Source organism: Streptomyces wedmorensis, assembly GCF_000716445.1.
GTDB lineage: Bacteria > Actinomycetota > Actinomycetes > Streptomycetales > Streptomycetaceae > Streptomyces > Streptomyces wedmorensis.
Genome location: NZ_JNWK01000031.1, coordinates 86,217 through 108,407, shown reverse-complemented (window position 1 = coordinate 108,407; position 22,191 = coordinate 86,217). Strand labels below are relative to the sequence as shown.

Here is a 22,191-nt window from a genome sequence, read left to right as displayed (position 1 = left end):
GGTCACTTTGGCCGGACAAAACGGACACCATCTTTGTGCACGCGTTCACAAAGACATAGCCTGCATTCGACGGGGCGGTCTTGGGACGTATGGCCGCCTGCAGCCCCGCTCATCCCGCAGGAGCACCGTGGCAACTGGCCGAACTCACCGACCGGCGACCCGTAGCCGAGGAATTCCCGAGGCCACCGTCGCCCGGCTTCCGCTGTATCTGCGCGCACTCACCGCGCTCTCGGAGCGCTCCGTACCCACGGTCTCCTCCGAGGAGCTCGCGGCCGCGGCGGGCGTCAACTCCGCGAAGCTGCGCAAGGACTTCAGCTACCTCGGCTCGTACGGCACCCGCGGGGTCGGCTACGACGTCGAGTACCTCGTCTACCAGATCTCCCGCGAACTGGGCCTCACCCAGGACTGGCCGGTCGTCATCGTCGGCATCGGCAACCTCGGCGCCGCGCTCGCCGGCTACGGCGGCTTCGCCTCCCGCGGCTTCCGGGTCGCCGCGCTGATCGACGCCGACCCCGCGATGGCCGGCAAGCCGGTCGCCGGGATCCCCGTCCAGCACAGCGACGACCTGGAGAAGATCATCCACGATGACGGCGTCTCCATCGGCGTCATCGCGACCCCGGCCGGCGTCGCCCAGCAGGTCTGCGACCGGCTCGTCGCCGCCGGAGTCACCTCCATCCTGAACTTCGCCCCGACCGTGCTCTCCGTGCCCGACGGCGTGGACGTGCGCAAGGTCGACCTCTCCATCGAGCTGCAGATCCTCGCCTTCCACGAGCAGCGCAAGGCCGGCGAGGAAGCGGGCGGCGAGAACGCACCCGAGACCGGCGCCGAGACCCCCGCCGCCGCCATGCCGCCCGCCCCGCGCAGCACGGGCAGCGGCCGCAAGGGACCCGACGGGGACGTCCCCGCGGTGATGCCGGCATGAGCCTCCTCGTCGTCGGCCTGAGCCACCGCAGCGCCCCCGTCTCCATCCTGGAGCGCGCCTCGCTGTCGGCGGACACCCAGGCCAAGCTCCTCCAGGACACCCTCGCCGCCGAACCGGCCGCCGAGGGCACCGTCCTCGCCACCTGCAACCGCATCGAGCTCTACGCCGACGTGGACAAGTTCCACGCCGGTGTCGCCGAGCTGTCCACGCTGCTCGCGCAGCACAGCGGCGTCGGCCTGGACGAGCTCACTCCTTATCTCTATGTGCACTACGAGGACCGGGCCGTCCACCACCTCTTCTCGGTGGCCTGCGGGCTCGACTCCATGGTCGTCGGCGAAGGCCAGATCCTCGGCCAGATCAAGGACGCCCTCGCCCTCGGGCAGGACCTGCACACCGCCGGCCGCCTCCTCAACGACCTGTTCCAGCAGGCCCTGAGGGTCGGCAAGCGCGCCCACAGCGAGACCGGGATCGACCGGGCCGGGCAGTCGCTCGTCACCTTCGGACTCGAGCAGCTCGCCGGTGGCGACGGCACGGGCGGTACGGACGTCGAGGCCTGGGCCAAGGGCAAGAAGGCCCTCGTCATCGGAGCCGGCTCCATGTCCTCGCTGGCCGCCGCGACCCTCGCGCGCTCCGGCGTCTCCGAGATCGTCGTCGCCAACCGCACCCTGGCCCGCGCCGAGCGGCTCGCCCAGATCCTCGGCGAGCCCGGAGGTTCGGGAGTGGCCGCACGCGCGGTCGAGATGGTTGCCGTCGGCGACGAACTGACACGTGCCGACATCGTCATCTCCTGCACCGGCGCCACCGGACTCGTCCTCACCGGCGAGAACATCGAGGCCGCCGTACGGCACCGCCGCACCCCGCTCGCCCTGCTCGACCTCGCCATGCCCCGCGACATCGACGCCGCCGCGCACCGCACCCCCGGTGTCCGCCTCGTCGACATCGAGTCGCTCGCCGAGGCCTCCGCCGACGCGCCCATGGCCGCCGACGTCGACCAGGTGCGGGGCATCGTCTCCGACGAGGTGGCCGCCTTCGGCGCCGCCCAGCGCGCCGCCCACATCACCCCCACCGTCGTCGCCCTGCGCACCATGGCCGCCGACGTGGTGGCCAACGAGGTCGCCCGTCTCGAAGGCCGGCTCCCCGGCCTCGACGACAAGCAGCGCGCCGAGATCACCCAGACCGTGCGCCGGGTGGTCGACAAGCTCCTGCACGCGCCGACCGTGCGGGTCAAGCAGCTGGCCAGCGAGCCCGGCGGCGCCGGGTACGCGGACGCGCTGCGGACACTCTTCGACCTCGACCCGGAGACGGTGGCTTCTGTCAGCCGGGCCGACCTGAATGACGCCGACGTCAAGAACCGAGGGCGAGTATGACCGAGAGGGCACTGAGGCTCGGGACCAGGCGCAGCAAGCTCGCCATGGCCCAGTCCGGGCACGTGGCCGATGCCGTCCGGCAGCTGACCGGCCGGCCCGTGGAGCTCGTGGAGATCACGACGTACGGGGACACCTCCCGGGAGCACCTCGCGCAGATCGGCGGCACCGGCGTCTTCGTCGCCGCCCTGCGCGACGCGCTGCTCGCGGGCGACGTGGACTTCGCCGTCCACTCCCTGAAGGACCTGCCGACCGCACAGCACCCCGAGCTCGTCCTGGCCGCCATCCCGCGGCGCGAGGACCCTCGCGACGTGCTGATCGCACGGGAGGGCGTCACGCTCGACACCCTGCCCAAGGGTGCCCGGGTCGGCACCGGTTCGCCGCGGCGCATGGCACAGCTCCACGCCTACGCGCGCAACCACGGCCTGGAGCTGACCTGCGTCCCGATCCGGGGCAACATCGACACCCGGGTCGGCTATGTACACAGCGGTGAGCTGGACGCGGTGGTTCTCGCCGCGGCCGGTCTCAACCGCATCGGCGGGACGTCGGAGCTCACCGGCTCCCTGTCGCTCGACCACCTGTCGGTCGACTCCGTCCTGCCCGCCCCCGGCCAGGGGGCACTGGCGATCGAATGTCCGGCGTCCGACGCCGACCTCGTCGCCACGCTCGCCGCGCTCGACGACCCGCACACCCGGGCCGCCGTGACCGCCGAGCGATCCCTGCTCGCCGCCCTCGAGGCAGGCTGCTCCGCACCCGTGGGTGCGCTGGCCGACCTCCAGGCCGACGACCCCGGTCACGGGCAGGTTGTCACCGAAATGCGCCTGCGCGGCGTCGTCGGCACCACCGACGGCTCGACGCTGGTGCAGCTGTCCACCACCGGACCCGTACCCACCTCGCACGACGAGGCCATGGCGCTCGGACGCGAACTCGCGGACGAGATGCTCGCCAAGGGCGCGGCCGGTCTTATGGGGGAGCGAGCACTTTGAACCCCACCAGCCCGACCACCAGCCCCCTGTCCCCGGCCTTCGCCGGCCACGGACACGTGACGTTCCTCGGCGCAGGCCCGGGCGACCCCGGACTACTGACCCTCAGGGCCGTCGAGGCCCTGGCGGGAGCGGACGTCCTGATCGCCGAGCCGGAGGTGCTCGAGGTCGTTCGCGGCCATGCGCGTGCGGGGGTGAGCACGCCTGAGCTGACGGTTGTTGACGAGGCGTCAACAGCCGCCGGTGTCCCCGTGTTGAGGGATGCGGCCAATCTTGTCATGGAGGCCGCGAGGGGCGGCAGGCGGGTCGTCCGAGCGGTGACCGGCGACCCCGGCCTCGACGGGAACGCGGGAGCCGAGATGCTCGCCTGCGCCGCCGAGGGCATCCCCTTCGAGGTCGTCCCCGGCGTCGCCACCGCCGTCGGCGTGCCCGCGTACGCGGGTGTGCCGCTGCGCGACGCGCAGGGAACGGACGTCCGCTTCGTCGACGCCCGCACCGCCGACGAACGCTGCTGGGCCGAGGTCGGCGCCTCCGACGGCACCGTCGTCGTCTCCACCTCGCTCGACTCGGTGGCGGCGGCCGCCGGTGAGCTGGTGTCCGCAGGCCGTAAGCCGGACACCCCGCTCACCGTCACCATCGCCGGCACCACCACCCGGCAGCGCACCTGGAACGCGACGCTCGGCACCATCGCCCAGGTCTTCAAGCAGGGCAAGGTCCTCCCCTCGCCCGAAGGCCACCGGCCGGTCATAGCCGTGGTCGGCGAGCGCAGCGCCGCGGCGCAGCGGGACCAGCTGTCGTGGTTCGAGTCGAAGCCGCTCTTCGGGTGGCGGGTGCTCGTGCCGCGCACCAAGGAGCAGGCCGCCTCGCTCTCCGACCAGCTGCGCTCCTACGGCGCGGTGCCGCACGAGGTGCCGACCATCGCCGTCGAGCCGCCGCGGACCCCGCAGCAGATGGAGCGCGCGGTCAAGGGGCTCGTCACCGGACGGTACGAGTGGATCGCCTTCACCTCGGTGAACGCGGTCAAGGCCGTACGCGAGAAGTTCGAGGAGTACGGGCTCGACGCCCGCGCCTTCGCCGGCATCAAGGTCGCGGCCGTCGGCGAACAGACCGCCGCCGCGCTCGTGGACTTCGGTGTGAAGCCGGACCTCGTGCCGAGTGGTGAGCAGTCCGCAGCGGGGCTGCTGGAGGACTGGCCGCCCTACGACCCCGTCTTCGACCCGATCGACCGCGTCTTCCTGCCGCGGGCCGACATCGCGACCGAGACGCTGGTCGCGGGGCTCATCGAACTCGGGTGGGAGGTCGACGACGTCACCGCCTACCGGACCGTACGCGCGTCGCCGCCGCCGGCGGACACGCGGGAGGCGATCAAGGGCGGCGGGTTCGACGCGGTGCTCTTCACCTCGTCGTCGACCGTGCGGAACCTCGTCGGCATCGCCGGCAAGCCGCACAACGTCACCGTCATCGCCTGCATCGGGCCGGCGACCGCGAAGACGGCCGAGGAACACGGACTGCGGGTCGACGTGCTGTCGCCCGAGCCCTCCGTCCACAAGCTCGCCGAGGCGCTCGCGGACTTCGGTCTGCGTCGGCGCGAGGCGGCGCGGGAGGCGGGGGATCCGGTGACGCGGCCTAGTGAGAGGCGGCCGGGGGCGAGGCGTCGGCGGACGACGTAGTCCTTTGTGTACGTGCGGGGTGCGGGTCCTTTCGGGCCCGCACCCTTTGCGTTTCGCGGGGGCCGTGCGATGTGGGCTGTGCCTGGGCGTTGTGGGCTGCGCCCGGGCCCGCCCTGTCGTGGGCCCGCGCTCCCGCGTTGTGGGCCTTCGTCCCGCCCGTTGTGGGCATTCGTTCCGCTGGGGCGGAACGGGTGGGCAGCCGAGGGCGCCGTCCCGTGTGCCCACCCGTCCCGCCCCAGCGGGACGATTGCCCACACGGCGGTGGGCGAAGGCCCACACGGGGGGTGCGGCGGGCGAGAGCCCAGGGCCCGCGCAGGCCCCCACACGGAGGTGGGCGGAGGGCGGAGGCGCACGCGGGGTGGGCGAGGGGCGGTGTGGCCTGTGGGGCGGAGGGCGGGTGGGGAGGGGGAGGTATGCCCACAAGGTGTTGGTAAGGGGAGGGGGTGGGCGGGCGTAGCCTCGGGGGCATGAACTCGTACGGATCGTTTCCCGGAGCGCGGCCGCGGCGGCTGCGGACGACGCCTGCCATGCGACGGATGGTGGCCGAGACGCGGCTGCGGCCCGCTGATCTGATTCTTCCGGCGTTCGTGCGGGAGGGGATCACGCAGCCGGTGCCGATCCAGGCGATGCCGGGGGTCGTGCAGCACACGCGGGACACGCTGCGGAAGGCCGCGGTGGAGGCGGTGGAGGCCGGGGTCTCCGGGATCATGCTCTTCGGTGTGCCGGAGGACGCGAAGAAGGACGCCGCGGGCACGGTGGGGACGGACCCGGACGGGATCCTGCAGGTCGCGATCCGGGACGTGAAGGCCGAGGTCGGGGACGAGCTGGTCATCATGTCGGACGTGTGCCTCGACGAGTACACCGATCACGGGCACTGCGGTGTCCTGGACGCCGACGGGCGGGTCGACAACGACGCCACGCTGGAACGTTACGCCGAGATGGCGCAGGTCCAGGCCGACGCCGGCGTCCACGTCGTGGGGCCCTCCGGGATGATGGACGGCCAGGTCGGCGTGATCCGGGACGCCCTGGACACCATCGGCAAGGAGGACGTGTCGATCCTCGCGTACACCGCGAAGTACTCCTCCGCCTTCTACGGCCCCTTCCGTGAGGCCGTCGGCTCCTCCCTCAAGGGCGACCGCAAGACCTACCAGCAGGACCCCGCCAATGTCCGCGAGTCCCTCCGCGAGCTCGCGCTGGACCTGGAGGAGGGGGCCGACATGGTGATGGTGAAGCCCGCCGGGCCCTACCTCGATGTGCTCGCGAAGGTCGCCGAGTCGGTCGACGTGCCCGTCGCCGCGTACCAGATCAGCGGGGAGTACTCGATGGTCGAGGCCGCCGCCGAGAAGGGCTGGATCGATCGGGACAAGGCGATCCTGGAGACCCTCACCGGCATCCGGCGGGCCGGGGCGCAGATGATCCTCACGTACTGGGCGACCGAGGTCGCCCGGAACCTGTCCGCCGACCGCTAGCTCCTAGTCCCACCAGAAGCTCCAGACCGGGGCGTCGAGGAGGGCCTTCTCGGCGTACTCGCGCAGGGTGCCGTGGCTGCCCTGGGCGATGTTGTCCGGGCAGAACGCGAAGTGTTCCGCCGCCACCGCCTCGGCCTCTTCCAGGGTCTTGGGCGGTGCCGCCACGGAGACCACCAGCTGGTCGAAGGTCAGGGCGATGACACGGGCGCCGAAGCGGTCTTCCCAGGACCGCAGCACCGTGCACAGGCGGGCCACGTCGTTCTCGTGGTTCAGCGGGCCGCCCCAGCCGATGACCGCGGGTATGTCGGCGCTCCGGCGGGCCGGGACCAGGGCCGGACGGGCTTCGTCCAGCCAGAAGCCGGGCTCCGTGAGCATCTCGGCGACGGTGGCCGCCGCCCGGTCGGGGTCCGTGTCGAGCGGCTGAGCCGCGGCCAGGCCCGGCCAGCCGGCGGTGAAGGGGGCGACGATCTCCCCGCGCTCCGGCTGCTCGCCGAACGGGTCGTCCACGACCGTGGTCATCCGAGGGTCCTGCTCCTCCTCGGGCGTCTCCGAGGCCGCGTGGCCCCAGAAGCCGGCGAGCACCTCGTCCGCGTCGTGGTCCGCGGGGTCGCTCATCCGCTCCGGCTGAAGCTGCCATTCGTCCAGGTTCCGCTCCACGCCCAGCAGGACCGGGAGGAGCCCCGCCGTACGGGCCGCCGGGCGCAGGGCCGCCCACGCGGCGGGACCCGCCGGGGCGTGCCCCGACCAGAGGTACGGGGTTTCCGCGGGGCCCGTGAGGGCGCCGGGCGGCAGGTCGAGGCCGAGGGAACGGCCGGTCGGATCGGACATGAGCCGGGGCAGCTGGTTCGGGATCATCGCCATGATCAGAACGTACGGGGCGCCACTGACAACGGCCCGGGGGTGGTGGGGCGGCAGCGGGCGGCGCACTCTGGAGGGGTAGCCGACAGGCCCTCGGTGGAGGTGATCCTCATGATGCAGACGCTCGTCGGATGGCATGTGGAGATGGAGTTCAAGGAGGAGGGTGACCGGACGCGGGCCGCGGCCATGGTCCGGCTCTCCGACGGCACCGAGTTCCGGGCCCACGGGACCGCGAACCGGCACCCCTCAGATCCGGACCAGCTGCGGGTGGGCGAGGAGATCGCGGGTGCGCGCGCCCTGATGGACCTCGCTTCGCAACTGCTGCAGAAGGCCCACAAGGAGATCGACGAGGTGTCCGGCCGGACCTCGCACACCATCCGCTGACACGACGAAGCCCCCGGCACGGTGATCCGTGCCGGGGGCTTCACCTCACTGCGTCAGAGCCGCTCGGGCGTCCGGATGCCCAGCAGGGCCATGCCCTGGTGGAGGGTGCGGGCCGTCAGGTCGCACAGGAAGAGGCGGTTCTCCGCGACTTCCTGCGCCGGCTCCGGCTTGATGACCGGGCACTGGTCGTAGAACGTCGTGTAGAGCGAGGCGAGCTGGTACAGGTACGCCGTGAGCTTGTGCGGCGCGTACTCGGTCGCCGCCTCGGACACCGTCTCCGCGAACCGGTCCAGGTGCAGGCCGAGCGCACGCTCCGCCGGCGCCAGCTCCAGCTCCGGGTGGGCGGCGGGGGTGCGGTCGCCGGCCTTGCCGAAGATCGACTTGATCCGCGCGTACGCGTACTGGAGGTACACCGACGTGTCGCCGTTCAGCGACACCATCTGGTCCAGGTCGAACTTGTAGTCCCGCGCGGCCGACGTCGACAGGTCGGCGTACTTCACCGCGCCGATGCCGACGTACTGGCCGTTCTCGACGATCTCCGTCTCGCTCAGGCCCACCTTCTCGGCCTTCTCGCGGACGACGGCCGTCGCCCGGTCGACGGCCTCGTCGAGCAGGTCCACCAGCCGGACCGTCTCGCCCTCACGGGTCTTGAACGGCTTGCCGTCCTTGCCGAGGACCGTGCCGAAGGCCAGCTGGACGGCCTTGACCTCGTCGTTCAGCCAACCGGCCCGGCGGGCCGTCTCGAAGACCATCTTGAAGTGCAGCGACTGCCGGGCGTCCACCACGTACAGCAGGGACGTCGCCTTCAGGTTCTGCACCCGGTCGCGGATCGCGGACAGGTCCGTCGCCGCGTAACCGAAGCCGCCGTCGGACTTCTGGACGATCAGCGGCGTCGGGTTGCCGTCCGGGCCCTTCACGTCGTCGAAGAACACGCACAGCGCACCCTCGGAACGGACGGCGACGCCCGACTCCTCCAGGATGCGGCACGTCTCCGTCAGCATGTCGTTGTAGCCGGACTCGCCGACGACGTCGCCGTCCCGGATGTCCATGTCGAGCTTGTCGAACACCGAGTAGAAGTAGATCTTCGACTCGTCGACGAACCGCTGCCAGAGGGCCAGGGTCTCCTCGTCGCCCGCCTGGAGGTCCACGACCCGGCCACGCGCCCGCGTCTTGAACTCCTCGTCGGAGTCGAACAGGGCACGCGAGGCCTTGTAGAGCCTGTTCAGGTTCGACATGGCCTCCTCGCCGGAGACCTCCGCCCCGTCCTCGGCCTTGTGGTCCAGCTCGTGCGGGTGCTCGATCAGGTACTGGATGAGCATGCCGAACTGGGTGCCCCAGTCGCCGATGTGGTGGCGGCGGACCACCGTCTCGCCCGTGAACTCCAGGATCTCGACCATCGCGGCACCGATCACGGCCGACCGCAGGTGACCGACGTGCATCTCCTTCGCCACGTTCGGCTGGGCGTAGTCGATCACCGTCGTGCCGGCCGACTCGCTGAACGGAACACCGAGACGCGCGTCGGCCGCCCGGGCCGCGAGGGTCTCGACGATCGCCCTGTCGGTGACCGTGATGTTCAGGAACCCGGGGCCGGAGACCTCGATCTCCTTCAGCACGTCGTTCGCCGGGATCGCCTCGACGACCTTCGTCGCCAGCTCCCGCGGGTTGCCCTTCAGCTGCTTGGCCAGCGCCAGGATGCCGTTGGCCTGGAAGTCGGCCCGGTCGCTTCGTCGCAGCAGCGGGTCGGCGGAGCCGGCGTCCGGCAGGGCTGCCGAGAGGCCGTCCGCGAGGCGCTGCTGCACGGTCGAAGCGAGGGAAGGGACCGAGGCCATGAGCTTCCGTTCCTGTTGAGTCCGTCAGGTCTAATTCGCTTGTCAAGTGTCCCATGGGAGCGCAACGTGATTTCCCCGCCTGTGGACGACCCGACAGGCACTCCTGTGGACAACCTCGGAGACCGCTCTTCCGTCTGGGAGAATGGCTTCACGTAGGGCTGTCAGACAGAACCCCTCAGGAAGAAGGACGTACCGACCGTGGCTCAGAGCAGCACCGAGACCGACTGGGTCTCCCGTTTCGCGGACGAGGTCATCGCCGAGTCGGAGCGACGTGCGCCTGGCAAACCGGTCGTCGTCGCCTCCGGCCTCTCCCCGTCCGGCCCGATCCACCTCGGCAACCTCCGCGAGGTCATGACCCCGCACCTGGTCGCCGACGAGATCCGCCGCCGCGGACACGAGGTCAGGCACCTCATCTCCTGGGACGACTACGACCGCTACCGCAAGGTGCCGAACGGCATCGAGGGCATCGACGCGTCCTGGGCCGAGCACATCGGCAAGCCGCTGACCTCCGTCCCGGCCCCCGCCGGCTCGCCCCACCCGAACTGGGCCGAGCACTTCAAGGCCGCCATGGTCGAGTCCCTGGCCGAGCTGGGCGTCGCATACGACCCCATCAGCCAGACCGAGCAGTACACGGCGGGCGCCTACCGCGAGCAGATCCTGCACGCCATGAAGCACCGCGGCGACATCGACGCCATCCTCGACCAGTACCGGACGAAGAAGGCCCCGAAGAAGCAGTCGCAGAAGCCCCTCGACGAGGCCGAGCTGGAGGCCGAGGAGGGCTCCGGCGCGGCGAGTGAGGACGACGGCTCCGGCGGCGCCTCCGGCTACTTCCCGTACAAGCCCTACTGCGGCCAGTGCGAGAAGGACCTGACGACCGTCACGTCGTACGACGACGAGACGACCGAACTGGCCTACACCTGCACGAACTGCGGCTTCGCCGAGACCGTGAAGCTCAGCGAGTTCAACCGCGGCAAGCTGGTCTGGAAGGTCGACTGGCCGATGCGCTGGGCCTACGAGGGCGTCATCTTCGAGCCCTCCGGCGTCGACCACTCCTCGCCCGGCTCGTCCTTCGTCGTCGGCGGCCAGATCGTCCGCGACGTCTTCGACGGCGTCCAGCCCATCGGCCCCATGTACGCCTTCGTGGGCATCAGCGGCATGGCCAAGATGTCCTCCTCCAAGGGCGGCGTGCCCACCGCGGCCGACGCCCTGAAGATCATGGAGCCGCAGCTGCTGCGCTGGCTGTACGCCCGCCGCAAGCCCAACCAGTCCTTCAAGATCGCCTTCGACCAGGAGATCCAGCGGCTCTACGACGAGTGGGACAAGCTGGAGGCCAAGGTCGCCGACGGCAGCGTGCTGCCCGCCGACGCCGCCGCGCACTCCCGCGCCGCCCGCACGGCCGCCGGCGAGCTGCCCCGCACGCCCCGCCCGCTGCCGTACCGGACGCTGGCCTCGGTCATGGACATCACCGCCGGCCACGACGAGCAGACCCTGCGCATCCTGACCGAGCTCGACCCGGAGAACCCGGTCACCACGCTCGACGAGGTCCGCCCGCGCCTCGACCGCGCCGAGAACTGGATCACCAACCAGGTCCCGGCCGACCAGCGCACCATCGTCCGCGAGGAGCCCGACACCGAGCTCCTCGGCTCCCTGGACGACGAGGGCCGCGAGTCGCTCCGGCTGCTCCTGGAAGGCCTGGACACCCACTGGTCGCTCGACGGGCTCACCACGCTCGTCTACGGCGTCCCGAAGGTCATGGCCGGACTCGACGCCGAGGCCAAGCCGACGCCCGAGCTGAAGCTCGCCCAGCGCGCCTTCTTCGCCCTGCTCTACAAGCTCCTCGTGAGCCGCGAGACCGGCCCGCGCCTGCCCACGCTGCTCCTCGCCGTCGGGGCGGACCGGGTGCGGAAGCTGCTCGCCGCGTAACCGGACGAGCGTGTGAGCACGTGAAGAGGGCCGCCCCGGACTCCGGGAGCGGCCCTCTTCCACATGTGCCTCACGGTCCTACGGACACCGCCTACGGGATGTCGACGTCGGCCCTCGCCTGCTGCACCCGCTGCTCCGCCTTCGGGACCGCCTGCCGCAGCAGATCGATGTCGGACGCCGGGAACTCCTGCATGCCGTACTGCTCGGCCACCAGCTGCGCGAGCTCGGCCTCGCTCGGCGCCTGCCCGTACTCGATCACGTACGTCTCCAGGACCTTGTAGACGACGTCCTCGAACTCGTCGTCCCGCGGCTCCTGCGGCTGCTCCTCGACGTACTCCGGGTACTCGACGAACTGCTCCGGCCCCGGCGGCGGCACGTCCTCCGGCCCCTGCGGCACCGGCACGGGCATGGGCTCCAGACCCTCGACGATCTGCGGGTTGTACGTGCCCCCGTACGTCTCCGGGGTGACCTGCTGCGTGTCGAACCACGGACTGTCGTGGTTCACGGGCACCGGCTGCGCCTCGGCGGGCGCGAGCCCGGGGTGCGGGAGCTGCTGCGGCACCGCCGCCACCGGCTGGAGCCCCTCCGGCTGCTGAAGCAACTGCGGCTGCTGCGGCTGCTGCGGAAGCTGGGGCTGCTGGGGCTGCTGAAGCTGCGGAGACTGCGCCGGCAGCACCGCCGGCTCGATGCCCGCCGCCGCGAGACCCGCCGCAGCGGTCTCCGCCAGCGGAACGCCGTAACGGGCCAGACGCAGCGGCATCAAAGCCTCGACCGGCGCCTTGCGCCGCCAGCCACGGCCGTAACGGGCCTGCAGCCGAGCCTGGTAGATCAGCCGCTCCTGCTCCAGCTTGATCACCTGCTCGTACGAGCGGAGCTCCCACAGCTTCATGCGGCGCCACAGCCGGAACGTCGGAACCGGCGACAGCAGCCAGCGGGTGATGCGCACACCCTCCATGTGCTTGTCGGCCGTGATGTCCGCGATCCGGCCCACCGCGTGCCGAGCCGCCTCGACCGCCACCACGAACAGCACCGGAATCACCGCGTGCATGCCGACGCCCAGCGGGTCGGGCCACGCCGCCGCGCCGTTGAACGCGATCGTCGCGGCCGTCAGCACCCAGGCCGTCTGACGCAGCAGCGGGAACGGGATCCGCAGCCACGTCAGCAGCAGGTCCAGCGCGAGCAGTACACAGATGCCCGCGTCGATGCCGATGGGGAAGAAGTACGAGAAGGTGCCGAAGCCCTTTTGCAGGGCAAGCTCACGCACGGCGGCGTACGAGCCCGCGAAACCGATCCCCGCGATGATCAGCGCACCGGCGATGACGAGGCCGATGAGTATTCGGTGTGTGCGTGTCAGCTGCATCGCGGCCACCCGCGATCCCCTCCCGTCAAACGACATCCGGCGCGCACAGAGTGGCACATGCGCGCGAAACCCGGCCCCCGGGGGAGGGACGGGCTCCGCTTGAATATGCCGATCTGTACGGGTCCGTGCCTACTTGTTCGCCGCCGCGACCGCCGCCACGGCCTCCTTGGCCGCCTTCACGGCGCCGTCCATGATCTGCTTGTCCGTCGGTCCGATGGCCCCCGCGTATCCGGCGCCGTTGAACGACAGGAGGACCAGCACGTTGCCCGTCCGCGCCACGACCGAGGTGTAGACGAAGTCCTCGTCCGTCTTGCGCAGCTGGTACGAGACGGCCTGCGCCTCGTCGCCGACGCCCGCGGCCGTCGTGGTGCGGAGCTTCTTGGCCCCCGGCGTCTCCTGGACCTTGGCGAGCTCCTTCGCCAGGTTCTCCTGGGCGCGGTCCTGGCCGCTGCCGAGCGAGACGTCCGAGTCGTACCGGTAGAAGGACACGTCGAGCCAGCGGTAGTGCGAGCCGTGGACGCCCTTGTCCTCCAGGCCGTTCCACGAGCAGCCGCCACGGCTGGCCAGGTCGCTGGAAGCGGCCGGCGTGCCGTTCTTCGTCTTCGCCTTCGGAACCAGCACGGCCGTCGTCTTGGCGGAGACCGACTTGCAGACGTCGGGCAGCTTCGCGAACCTCGCGGCCTCCACCGTCTTCGTCGGCGTCGGCACCGGGGCCGCCGACGTCTTGGCCCCGCCCTGCGGCTTCCCGGAATCACCGGAGTCGGAGGAGCAGCCGGCGGCGACGAGCATCACCGGGACGGCGGCGCAGGCGAGTATGCGGGAGAGGCGCGTAGCTGATCGCTGCATGGTTCCTTCAGTCGCTTGTCGTACGGTCCGGCCGGCGGTCCGGTGGTGATCGGCCATGGCCGTGGCCACGGGAACGGTCACGGATACGCCGACACGTTACGTGGTCCCCATCCGCTCACGGATCGGAGCGGAACGGCTACTCCTCCAGGCGCTCGGCCAGCAGCCGGGCCAGATTCCGGGCCTTTTCCTGCAGTTCCTTGCTGTCGGGGGCCTCGGCGGACCCCGTCGTCTGCTCCCGGTAGGAGACCGTCACGATCACGTTGGATGTGCGGAACACCACGCTGACGGACCTCTGATGGCCGTTCGCGCCGACCCTGCTGAGGGCGTCGTCCAGGTACGCGATCTCGCCGAGGTCGTCGAGGAGGCGCGGTTCGAGCCCGGTGGGCGTCGCGGTGGGAGTGGGAGCGGACGTGGGGTCGGCCGAACCGGGCGGAGTGGCGCCGGTCGTCGGGGCCTTGGTCGTCGGAAGCCGGCCCGGAGGTGTGAGCGGAACCCCCGCCGTGACCGCCATCGTGCCCGTCGTCGACGCCGGGGGCGTCGTGGCGGGCGGCGTCGTCGCCGTGGGCGACGGCGGAGCGGTGGTGGGCAGCGGGATGCCCGCCTCGAGCTGCTTGGCGGTGAACACCGACTGCGCGCGGTCCGCGTCGCTGATGGTGGCGTCGTACGAGACGACCCGCTCGACGTCGAGCGTGAGCCGGTGCGAGGTGTCGGGACTGTCGGCCCGCCAGGTGCAGCCGACGCGCCGGTCCGTGTCGTACGTGACGGAGGCCGTACCGCGGTACGCCTTGTCCCGCTCGGCGTCCGGCAGCGAGGCGGCGCCCGGCAGCAGGTCCTTGAGGGTGGCCTGCGGGACGGAGCCGCAGGGCTCGAAGAGGGTGCGGTAGCGGCCGGGAGGCACGACGGGGGCGGCGGGGCCCGCCTTCGCGTCGACGGTGACGTCGTCGGCGGGGGCACCGGCGGAGCAGCCGGTGAGGCCGAGCCCCAGGCCGAGGCCCAGGACGCTGGTGAGGACGACGGCGGTCCGAGCCGTGGGCCCGGCGTGGCCGGGGGCGTACCTCTTTCGCTGCACGGTCCCAGGCTCCCTTCTCCCGAAGTCTTTCCCGAAAACGGTTTGCCGCGCGAACCCGGCCGATGGACACAATGTCTATCGCACACGCAGCCGTTGATGCCGGTCCGCTGTCACCTGTACGGGCTTTGGCTCCGGTTTTTGCGTTATCTGACTTTTCGGGGGAATCGAGGAAGTATGTCGTACGTAGAGGTACCGGGCGCGAACGTACCGATCCGCATGTGGGCCGACCCCGCCACGGTCGAGGGCGGCGCCATGCAGCAGCTCCGCAACGTGGCCACCCTTCCGTGGATCAAGGGCCTCGCCGTCATGCCGGACGTCCACTACGGCAAGGGCGCGACGGTCGGCTCGGTCATCGCGATGCAGGGCGCGGTCTGCCCGGCCGCGGTCGGCGTCGACATCGGCTGCGGCATGTCCGCCGTCAAGACCTCCCTCACCGCGAACGACCTCCCGGGTGACCTCTCCCGCCTCCGCTCGAAGATCGAGCAGGCCATCCCGGTCGGCCGCGGCCTGCACCGCGAGGCGGTGGACCCGAAGCGGCTGTACCAGTTCCCGACGGCGGGCTGGGACGACTTCTGGTCGCGGTTCGACGGGGTGGCGGACGCGGTGAAGTTCCGCCGGGAGCGGGCGGGGCAGCAGATGGGAACGCTCGGGTCGGGCAACCACTTCGTGGAGTTCTGCCTGGACACCTCGGGCGCCGTCTGGCTGATGCTGCATTCGGGGTCGCGGAACATCGGCAAGGAGCTGGCGGAGTTCCACATCGGCGAGGCGCAGAAGCTTCCGCACAACCAGGGTCTCGTCGACCGCGACCTGGCGGTGTTCGTCGCGGACACTCCGCAGATGGCGGCCTACCGGCATGACCTCTTCTGGGCGCAGGAGTACGCGAAGCACAACCGCGCGATCATGATGGCGCTCTTCCAGGAGGTCGTCCGCCGGGAGTTCCGCAAGGCGCGGGTGACCTTCGATCCGGTGATCTCCTGCCACCACAACTACGTGGCGGAGGAGCGGTACGAGGGCATGGACATGCTGGTCACGCGCAAGGGCGCGATCCGGGCCGGTTCCGGGGAGTTCGGGATCATCCCGGGCTCGATGGGCACGGGCTCATACATCGTGAAGGGCCTGGGGAACGCGGCGTCCTTCAACTCGGCCTCGCACGGCGCGGGCCGGAAGATGAGCCGGAGCGCGGCGAAGCGGCGCTTCACGGTGCGAGACCTGGAGGAGCAGACGCGGGGCGTGGAGTGCCGTAAGGACTCCGGTGTCGTCGACGAGATCCCGGGCGCCTACAAGCCGATCGAGAAGGTCATCGACCAGCAGCGGGACCTGGTGGAGGTCGTCGCGAAGCTGAAGCAGGTCATCTGTGTGAAGGGCTGACCGCAGGAAGACGGGACGGGGTGCCGCGTGAGGCGGCACCCCGTCCCGTTCTCGTTCCCGGCTCAGAGCTCGCGGTGGATCTTGGTGTTGGAGGCCTGGGCGCGGGGGCGGACGATGAGGAGGTCGATGTTGACGTGCGGGGGGCGGGTGCAGGCCCAGGTGATGGTGTCGGCGACGTCGTCGGCGGTGAGGGGTTCGGCGACGCCGGCGTAGACCTTGGCGGCCTTGTCGGTGTCGCCGCGGAAGCGGGTGGTGGCGAACTCGTCGGTCTTGACCATGCCGGGGGCGATCTCGATGACGCGGACGGGGGTGCCGACGATCTCGAGGCGGAGGGTCTCGGCGAGGACGCGGGCGCCGTTCTTGGCGGCGACGTAGCCGGCGCCGCCCTCGTAGGTGGAGTGGCCGGCGGTGGAGGAGAGGACGACGACCGTGCCGTCGCCGCCGGCGATGAGGGCGGGGAGCAGGGCCTGGGTGAGGTTCAGGGTGCCGATGACGTTGACCTCGTACATCTGACGCCAGTCGGCGGGGTCGCCGGTGGCGACGGGGTCGGCGCCGAGGGCGCCGCCGGCGTTGTTGACGAGGACGGCGAGGGTGCGGAAGGCGGTGGCGAACTCGTCGACGGCGGCGCGGTCGGTGACGTCGAGGGCGTAGGCGGTGGCCTGGTGGCCGGCCTCGTTGATCTCGGCGGCGAGGGCTTCGATGCGGTCCTTGCGGCGGGCGGTGAGGACCACGCGGTAGCCGGCGGCGGCCAGTCGGCGGGCGGTGGCGGCGCCGATGCCGCTGCTTGCTCCGGTGATGACGGCGATGGGGGTACCGGGGCCGGTCATGACGTGCTCCTCGCGCAGGTGGTCGATTACGTCGATCGCCCGGTCAGGATAGGTGGGGGCGGTGTCCGGTGGCCTCGCGGGGCGTGGGGGTGGGGGTCGGGTGTGCGGGACACGCGGGCTGATGGGTTGTCATAAGATGTGATGGTAGGTGGGTATTTTGGGCCTATGCGTGGATTGCGGAAGAGTGTGCTCGGGGTCGCTCTCGCGGCCGCGGTGGTGACGGGTGCGGGTGGGAGTGCCGGCGCCGTGGGGGCGAAGACCGGGCCCGAGGCGGATCTGTCCCATCACGGTCATGCCTCCCTGTGGGACGGGAGGCTGGGCGTCTGGCTGGTCAGTGAGAACCACGGGCCGTCCGATCTGGCCCAGGCGACGGTCCGGCTCGCCTTCTCCGAGCCGATGGCGGGTGGCCGGGAGCTGCCGCCGGCCTGTCTGTGGAGCAGTGACCGGGTGGTGTCCTGCCGGACCGGTGAGCTGCGGGCCGTGGGGGGTGCCGGGGAGCTGGCGCTGGACCTGCGGACGGCCGGCCTGCCGGACGAGCTGACGGTGGACATCACCACGGCCTGGCGGGACGGGGTGGCCGACCGGAATCCGCGGAACGACCGGCACCGGGTCCTGGTGCTCGCGACCGGTGATCCGTACGTGTTCTGACGTCCTCCGGGGGTGCGTGTCCGCGGTCGCTCAGCGGCCGGCCGAGTAGACGTAGCCGTCGGGGCGGACGAGGACGGTGGCGCGCTTCGCCGGGTCGGCCCAGGTCGCTCGGGTGAGGTGTTCGAGGGTGACGGGGGCGGTCGGGGGCAGGGTGGCGGGTGCGCCTTCCGGGGTGATCAGGACGAAGTCGCCGTGGCGGAGGAGTTCGTAGAGGCGCCCTTCGCGCAGGGGGACGTCGGGCGCGCGGCGGCCGGAGGGGCGGCCGGTGCCGGGCGCGGGCGGGTACGCGATGCCGATTCCGCTGATCATGCCCATGGCCCGGGAGGTGGCGGGCCGTATCGCGTTCAGGAGGCGGGTGGCGAGGGCGCGGGCGGCGCGGGTGAGCGGGGTGTGGGCCATCGCGAGGCGCACGATGGCGCCGCTGCTGCGGAGTACGGCGGCGCCGACGGGGTGGCGCTCGGACTGGTAGCTGTCGAGGAGGGCCTCGGCGTCGGGTGCCTCGCCGCGGAGGACGGCGACGAGCTTCCAGGAGAGGTTGGCGGCGTCCTGGAGGCCGGTGTTCATGCCCTGGCCGCCGGCGGGGGAGTGGACGTGGGCGGCGTCCCCCGCGAGGAAGACCCGGCCGACGCGGTAGGCGGGGGCCTGGCGCTCGTCGCTGTGGAAGCGGGAGATCCAGCGGGCGTCGTGCATGCCGAGGTCGGTCCCGAGGGCGCGCCGGGCGATGTCGCGGACCTCGTCGAGGTCGACGGGCTCGCCGTCGGGGACCTGGCGGGTGCGGTCCCAGCCCATGACCCGGTACCAGCCGTCGCCGAAGGGGGCGAGGAAGGCGAAGGTGTTTCCCGAGCCGCTGACGGTGAAGGACTCGGCGGGCTCCTCCGCGAGGCGTACGTCGGCGAGGACGATGGAGCGGATCACGGAGCGGCCGGGGAAGGGCAGGCCGAGGGCGGAGCGGACGGCGCTGCGGACGCCGTCGGTGCCGACGAGGTGACGGGCGCGGAGGGTGAGGGGGCCGTCGGGGCCGGTGAGGTCGGCGGTGACCGTGTCGGCGTCCTGGTGCAGTCCGCGGAGTTCGGTCTCGTACCGGAAGGTGACGCCGGCGGCCGTCGCGCGGCGCTCCAGGAGGCGCTCGACCTCGTACTGCGGGGTGACGAGCAGGTGGTTGAAGCGGGTGGCGAGGCGGGTCAGGTCGAGGTCGAGGCTGCCGAAGAGGCGGGCGTGGGCGAGGGTCGTGCCGGTCGCGAGGAGGTCGTCGGCGAGGCCGCGGGCGTCGAGCTGCTCCAGGGTGCGGGCGTGGACGCCGAAGGCCCGGGTGAGGTTGCCGAGGCCGTGCGGGCGGCGCTCGACGAGGGTGACGCCGATGCCGGCGGCGGCCAGGTCACCGGCGAGGAGCAGGCCGGTGGGGCCGGCGCCGATGACGAGTACGTCCGTGTCCGTGGTGGTGCTCATGGCTGCCTCCAGGGGTGCCCACGTCCGTTGGCCAACGGTTGTTTGCCAACGCTCGTTGGCTACGGTAGGGGTGGCTTCGATGGCGTGTCAACACCTGTTGGCCTACAGTCGTTGATATGACGACCGTCCGCCGTTCCGACGCCACCCGGGCCGCCATCCTCGAGGCCGCGCGCGAGCGCTTCGCCTCCGACGGGTACGAGCGCGCCACCATCCGGGCCATCGCCCGTGACGCCGGGATCGATCCGTCGATGGTCATGCGCTACTACGGCAACAAGGAGGGGCTGTTCGCGGCCGCCTCGGAGATCGAGCTCGACCTTCCCGAGCTGGGGCTCCTGCCGGCGCGGCACATCGGGGCCGTCCTCGTCACCCACTTCCTGGAGCGCTGGGAGCGGGACGACGTCCTGACCGGGATGCTGCGGGTGGGGGTCACCAACGAGGCCGGGGCCGAGCGCATGCAGGCGGTCTTCGCCCGGCAGCTGGGTCCCGTCACCCGAGGGGTCTGCCCCGACCCGGACCAGGCCCCGCGCCGGGCCGCGCTGGTCGCGTCCCAGATCCTCGGGATGGCGCTCGCGCGCTACGTGCTGCGACTGCCGCCGGCCGTCGAGATGTCCACCGACGAGATCGTGGCCTGGCTGGGTCCGACCGTGCAGCGCTATCTGACGGCGGAAGCCCCCTGACGCGACGGTTCCTGGGCCGTACAATCTCTGCATGACGCAGAAGAGTTCCGTCCGGCGCGAGGCCCTGATGACCGAGCTGTACGGGGAGGCCCGCCGCTACATGGCGGCGTACGCCCTGTTCAACCAGGCCGTCGCCGACCACCTGCGGCTCCACCCGACCGATGTGCAGTGCCTGAACCTGCTCAGCCTGGAGGAGGGCCCGGTGACCACCGGGCGGGTCGCCGAGCTGACCGGGCTCACCACCGGCTCGGCGACCCGGCTCGTCGACCGTCTCGAACGGTCCGGGTACGTGACCCGGGAGCGCGACACCGAGGACCGGCGGCGGGTCCTCGTGGCGCTCGTGCCCGCGCGGATGGCGGAGCTCGGCGACCTGTGGCGGAAGCTGAACGGGACCTGGGGCACGATGTTCGACGCCTACAGCGACGCCGAAGTCGCCCTGCTCATCGCCCACATGCGGCGGACCGTCGAGGTGAGTGCCGCACAGATCGAGCGGCTGCGCGGCGGCGACCTCGGCTGACCGGTGCCGGTGCCGGTGCCGGTGCCGGGGCTCGTGCTCGTGCTCGTGCCGTCAGGCGGTCTTCGCGCCGCCGAACTCCCGTACCGCGTCGGAGACGATCGCCTCCAGGCGGGCGTGGTGGGCGCCGCGCCAGTAGACCCGGCCGCAGGCCCCGCACTGGGCGAACACGTCGTACGTCTTCTCGGTGCCCTGTTCGAGGCGCTCGCGGACGGCGTCCTTGTCGGTGTCGGTCAACTCCCCGTTGCACGCGGTGCAGCGGGTCCAGGGCGCGAGCGGCGGCGCGAACCGCTCCAGCACGTCGCGGAGCTGGTCGTCCGGCCGGTCGCTGTAGACGTAGGCGCCCGCCCACAGCTCGCGGCGGCGCAGCAGGCCGCGGTCCCGCGAGAGCATGACGCGCCGCTCGCGCGCGGAGAGGGTGGCGAGCGCGGGGTCGCCGATGTCCTCGCTCTCGTACGCCGCGTCCACGCCGAGCAGGCGCAGTCGCCGGGCCAGCGTGCCGAGGTGCACGTCGAGCAGGAACCGGAGCGGTGCGCCGGGCACCGGCTGCGGCCGGGCGATGTCCTCCACCTCGACCGTCTCGCCGTCGGCCGGGACGTGTGACACGTCGACGGGGCGGCCGTCGACCAGGAGCCGTCCGGCCTCGGTGAGCGGCACCCCGAGGGACTCCACGACATGGCCGAGCGAGGAGCTGCCGTCGGTGGTCACCGGGGTGCGGCCCGAGCGCCGCTCCGAGGCGACGAAGAGCCGCAGGCCGGGGGCGAAACTGATCTGGATCTCCGGTCCGTTCACGGGGACAGGATGTCACCGGGGCGAGCCGGGCGGCCAGGGAATTCCGGCCGCCCGCCAGTCGGCCCGCCCGCCCGTCGCCGGCCCCGCCCGCCCGTCGCCGGCCCGCCCGCTCGCCCGCGGAAGGGGCTGGCGTGGTCGGTGGCCCGGGTCGGGTCAGGGGCGAGGGTGCCTGGCGTGGTCGGCGCCTCAAGCGGGGTCGGGGGCCAAGGCGCCTGGCGTGGTCGGCGCCTCAAGCCGGGTCAGGGGCGGAAGGAGTCGGCGTGGTCGGCGACCCAGGTCGCGAAGGGGCGGGCCGGGTGGCCGGTGAGCTCCTCGACGGTACGGGTCAGGGGTACGGGCCGGCCGTCGTGCGCGGCCCAGTAGGAGAGGAGGGCGTCCGCGAAGGCGCCGGGTACGTAGCCGGCGACGGACTCCTTCCACTCCTCGGGGGTGACGACGGTGTGGGGCGCGGGGAGGCCCGTCACCTCGGCGATGATCGCCAGCTGCTCGGTGAAGGTCAGTGACTCGGGTCCGGTCAGCAGGTACGAGGAGCCGCGCAGCCGGGGATCGGTGAGCACCGCGAAGGCGGCTTCGGCGACATCGCGTTCGTGGATCGGATCGACGTGTGTCCGGGGGTGGGGCAGGGCCGGCCCCTGCCCGCTCCGGAGTGCCCCGGTCCACTGCAGGGCGTTGGTGGCGAAGGCGCCCGGCTGGAGGTGGGTGGCCTCGAACGCCCCGGCGGCCGCGGCGGCGGAGAGGGCGCGCTCGGCCGCGAGGTGGGAGGCGGCGATGGGGTTGTCGGCGGCGTCCGGGGCGAGGACGGAGCTGGAGGACAGGAGGGCGATGTGCTCGACGCCGGCGGCGCGGGCCCGGCCGGCGAAGGCCTCGGCGTGGGTGGCGTCGGCGTAGAGGAAGACGGAGTCGACCCCGGCGAGGGCGGCGTCGAAGGTGGCGGGATCGGCGAGGTCGCAGCGCACGGTCTCGACGCCGCCGGGTGGGGAGAGGTCCGCGGGGTGTTTGGAGGCGGCCCTGGTCTTGATGCCCGCGGAGTCGAGGAGGCCGAGCAGAGTGGTGGCGACGCGGCCGCGGCTTCCGGTGACGAGAACGGTCATGGGAGGGGTCCTTTCGGGCGGGCGTGGATTGCGGTGCCGCCGCAGGGCGCGGCGGACCCGCGCAGCATCCGACATTCCTGCGTAGCGAATAATCTGCGTTACGCAGATGAATATCCGTGAGGGAGCCTCGTCCGTCAACCCCGAGAAAACC

20 protein-coding genes are annotated in these 22,191 nt (G+C 71.8%); 11 read left to right on the top strand and 9 right to left on the bottom strand.

The features are described 5' to 3' along the window. Window positions 1-127: 127 nt before the first annotated feature. The 5 genes from OO54_RS23860 to hemB all read left to right on the top strand — a co-directional run bounded on the left by OO54_RS23860 (window position 128) and on the right by hemB (window position 6,408). Window positions 128-922 (top strand): redox-sensing transcriptional repressor Rex, encoded by a 795-nt coding sequence (locus tag OO54_RS23860; protein WP_033206318.1) that lies wholly within the window; start codon window positions 128-130, stop codon window positions 920-922. After that, the gene (locus OO54_RS23855; RefSeq protein ID WP_033206315.1) at window positions 919-2,289 is read left to right on the top strand and encodes a glutamyl-tRNA reductase; all 1,371 of its coding nucleotides are present in this window, start codon (window positions 919-921) and stop codon (window positions 2,287-2,289) included. The genes OO54_RS23860 and OO54_RS23855 overlap by 4 nt, the downstream gene beginning before the upstream one ends. Beyond that, complete coding sequence (hemC, locus tag OO54_RS23850; RefSeq protein WP_033206312.1) at window positions 2,286-3,272, top strand: hydroxymethylbilane synthase; 987 nt, start codon at window positions 2,286-2,288, stop codon at window positions 3,270-3,272. The genes OO54_RS23855 and hemC overlap by 4 nt, the downstream gene beginning before the upstream one ends. Next, window positions 3,269-4,939, top strand: coding sequence for a bifunctional uroporphyrinogen-III C-methyltransferase/uroporphyrinogen-III synthase (locus OO54_RS23845; protein WP_033206309.1), 1,671 nt, complete (start codon window positions 3,269-3,271; stop codon window positions 4,937-4,939). Before hemC ends, OO54_RS23845 begins: the two co-directional genes overlap by 4 nt. A gap of 467 nt (window positions 4,940-5,406) precedes the next feature. After that, on the top strand, window positions 5,407-6,408 hold the full coding sequence (gene hemB, locus OO54_RS23840; protein WP_078905312.1) for a porphobilinogen synthase: 1,002 nt from the start codon (window positions 5,407-5,409) through the stop codon (window positions 6,406-6,408). A 3-nt stretch (window positions 6,409-6,411) separates the two neighbouring features. On the opposite strand, the gene OO54_RS23835 is transcribed toward hemB, so the two are convergent. Continuing rightward, complete coding sequence (locus OO54_RS23835; RefSeq protein WP_033206307.1) at window positions 6,412-7,269, bottom strand: DUF4253 domain-containing protein; 858 nt, start codon at window positions 7,267-7,269, stop codon at window positions 6,412-6,414. Window positions 7,270-7,380: 111 nt separating this feature from the next. On the opposite strand from OO54_RS23835, the gene OO54_RS23830 reads away from it, so the two are divergent. Further along, entirely contained in the window at window positions 7,381-7,650 is a 270-nt protein-coding gene (locus OO54_RS23830; RefSeq protein ID WP_026058520.1) for a DUF1876 domain-containing protein, read from the top strand. 53 nt (window positions 7,651-7,703) lie between these two features. Here OO54_RS23830 and argS read toward each other — a convergent pair whose 3' ends face one another. Further along, window positions 7,704-9,479 (bottom strand): arginine--tRNA ligase, encoded by a 1,776-nt coding sequence (gene argS / locus OO54_RS23825; protein WP_033206305.1) that lies wholly within the window; start codon window positions 9,477-9,479, stop codon window positions 7,704-7,706. 198 nt (window positions 9,480-9,677) lie between these two features. Between argS and lysS the strand changes: the two genes are divergently transcribed. Then, window positions 9,678-11,402 carry a lysine--tRNA ligase gene (gene lysS, locus OO54_RS23820; RefSeq protein WP_033206304.1) on the top strand — a complete coding sequence of 575 codons (1,725 nt, stop codon included), beginning with the start codon at window positions 9,678-9,680 and terminating at the stop codon, window positions 11,400-11,402. Between the two features lie 91 nt (window positions 11,403-11,493). Here lysS and OO54_RS23815 read toward each other — a convergent pair whose 3' ends face one another. The 3 genes from OO54_RS23815 to OO54_RS23805 form a co-directional block, all read right to left on the bottom strand. Next, window positions 11,494-12,771, bottom strand: coding sequence for a DUF2637 domain-containing protein (locus tag OO54_RS23815; RefSeq protein WP_200146596.1), 1,278 nt, complete (start codon window positions 12,769-12,771; stop codon window positions 11,494-11,496). Between the two features lie 120 nt (window positions 12,772-12,891). Then, a complete protein-coding gene (locus OO54_RS23810; protein ID WP_033206301.1) occupies window positions 12,892-13,608 on the bottom strand; it encodes a hypothetical protein in 717 nt (238 codons plus the stop codon). A gap of 136 nt (window positions 13,609-13,744) precedes the next feature. Beyond that, window positions 13,745-14,677, bottom strand: coding sequence for a hypothetical protein (locus OO54_RS23805; RefSeq protein WP_033206298.1), 933 nt, complete (start codon window positions 14,675-14,677; stop codon window positions 13,745-13,747). Between the two features lie 174 nt (window positions 14,678-14,851). Between OO54_RS23805 and OO54_RS23800 the strand changes: the two genes are divergently transcribed. Next, window positions 14,852-16,045, top strand: a complete 1,194-nt coding sequence (locus tag OO54_RS23800) for an RtcB family protein (protein ID WP_033206295.1) — start codon at window positions 14,852-14,854, stop codon at window positions 16,043-16,045. 62 nt (window positions 16,046-16,107) lie between these two features. Here OO54_RS23800 and OO54_RS23795 read toward each other — a convergent pair whose 3' ends face one another. Then, window positions 16,108-16,872, bottom strand: coding sequence for an SDR family NAD(P)-dependent oxidoreductase (locus tag OO54_RS23795; RefSeq protein ID WP_033206293.1), 765 nt, complete (start codon window positions 16,870-16,872; stop codon window positions 16,108-16,110). A gap of 165 nt (window positions 16,873-17,037) precedes the next feature. On the opposite strand from OO54_RS23795, the gene OO54_RS23790 reads away from it, so the two are divergent. Next, window positions 17,038-17,520 (top strand): hypothetical protein, encoded by a 483-nt coding sequence (locus OO54_RS23790; RefSeq protein WP_033206290.1) that lies wholly within the window; start codon window positions 17,038-17,040, stop codon window positions 17,518-17,520. 30 nt (window positions 17,521-17,550) lie between these two features. Here the strand turns inward: OO54_RS23790 and OO54_RS23785 are convergent, their stop codons facing one another. After that, window positions 17,551-18,966, bottom strand: a complete 1,416-nt coding sequence (locus OO54_RS23785; RefSeq protein WP_033206289.1) for an FAD-dependent monooxygenase — start codon at window positions 18,964-18,966, stop codon at window positions 17,551-17,553. Between the two features lie 116 nt (window positions 18,967-19,082). Between OO54_RS23785 and OO54_RS23780 the strand changes: the two genes are divergently transcribed. Beyond that, entirely contained in the window at window positions 19,083-19,643 is a 561-nt protein-coding gene (locus tag OO54_RS23780) for a TetR/AcrR family transcriptional regulator (RefSeq protein ID WP_033206288.1), read from the top strand. A 31-nt stretch (window positions 19,644-19,674) separates the two neighbouring features. Then, window positions 19,675-20,160 carry a MarR family winged helix-turn-helix transcriptional regulator gene (locus tag OO54_RS23775; RefSeq protein WP_033206287.1) on the top strand — a complete coding sequence of 162 codons (486 nt, stop codon included), beginning with the start codon at window positions 19,675-19,677 and terminating at the stop codon, window positions 20,158-20,160. A gap of 51 nt (window positions 20,161-20,211) precedes the next feature. Here OO54_RS23775 and OO54_RS23765 read toward each other — a convergent pair whose 3' ends face one another. Together OO54_RS23765 and OO54_RS23760 are read right to left on the bottom strand one after the other, a co-directional pair. Then, a complete protein-coding gene (locus tag OO54_RS23765; protein ID WP_033206284.1) occupies window positions 20,212-20,949 on the bottom strand; it encodes a Mut7-C RNAse domain-containing protein in 738 nt (245 codons plus the stop codon). Window positions 20,950-21,188: 239 nt separating this feature from the next. Then, window positions 21,189-22,040, bottom strand: coding sequence for an NmrA family NAD(P)-binding protein (locus OO54_RS23760; RefSeq protein WP_033206281.1), 852 nt, complete (start codon window positions 22,038-22,040; stop codon window positions 21,189-21,191). Between the last annotated feature and the right edge of the window lie 151 nt (window positions 22,041-22,191).

Bases quoted from the DNA above. Each gene is read 5' to 3' on its own strand.
- OO54_RS23855 (WP_033206315.1), top strand. From the start codon at position 919: ATGAGCCTCCTCGTCGTCGGCCTGAGCCACCGCAGCGCCCCCGTCTCC.
- hemC (WP_033206312.1), top strand. From the start codon at position 2,286: ATGACCGAGAGGGCACTGAGGCTCGGGACCAGGCGCAGCAAGCTCGCC.
- hemB (WP_078905312.1), top strand. From the start codon at position 5,407: ATGAACTCGTACGGATCGTTTCCCGGAGCGCGGCCGCGGCGGCTGCGG.
- OO54_RS23835 (WP_033206307.1), bottom strand. From the start codon at position 7,269: ATGGCGATGATCCCGAACCAGCTGCCCCGGCTCATGTCCGATCCGACC.
- OO54_RS23830 (WP_026058520.1), top strand. From the start codon at position 7,381: ATGCAGACGCTCGTCGGATGGCATGTGGAGATGGAGTTCAAGGAGGAG.
- argS (WP_033206305.1), bottom strand. From the start codon at position 9,479: ATGGCCTCGGTCCCTTCCCTCGCTTCGACCGTGCAGCAGCGCCTCGCG.
- OO54_RS23810 (WP_033206301.1), bottom strand. From the start codon at position 13,608: ATGCAGCGATCAGCTACGCGCCTCTCCCGCATACTCGCCTGCGCCGCC.
- OO54_RS23800 (WP_033206295.1), top strand. From the start codon at position 14,852: ATGTCGTACGTAGAGGTACCGGGCGCGAACGTACCGATCCGCATGTGG.
- OO54_RS23795 (WP_033206293.1), bottom strand. From the start codon at position 16,872: ATGACCGGCCCCGGTACCCCCATCGCCGTCATCACCGGAGCAAGCAGC.
- OO54_RS23790 (WP_033206290.1), top strand. From the start codon at position 17,038: ATGCGTGGATTGCGGAAGAGTGTGCTCGGGGTCGCTCTCGCGGCCGCG.
- OO54_RS23785 (WP_033206289.1), bottom strand. From the start codon at position 18,966: ATGAGCACCACCACGGACACGGACGTACTCGTCATCGGCGCCGGCCCC.
- OO54_RS23780 (WP_033206288.1), top strand. From the start codon at position 19,083: ATGACGACCGTCCGCCGTTCCGACGCCACCCGGGCCGCCATCCTCGAG.
- OO54_RS23775 (WP_033206287.1), top strand. From the start codon at position 19,675: ATGACGCAGAAGAGTTCCGTCCGGCGCGAGGCCCTGATGACCGAGCTG.
- OO54_RS23760 (WP_033206281.1), bottom strand. From the start codon at position 22,040: ATGACCGTTCTCGTCACCGGAAGCCGCGGCCGCGTCGCCACCACTCTG.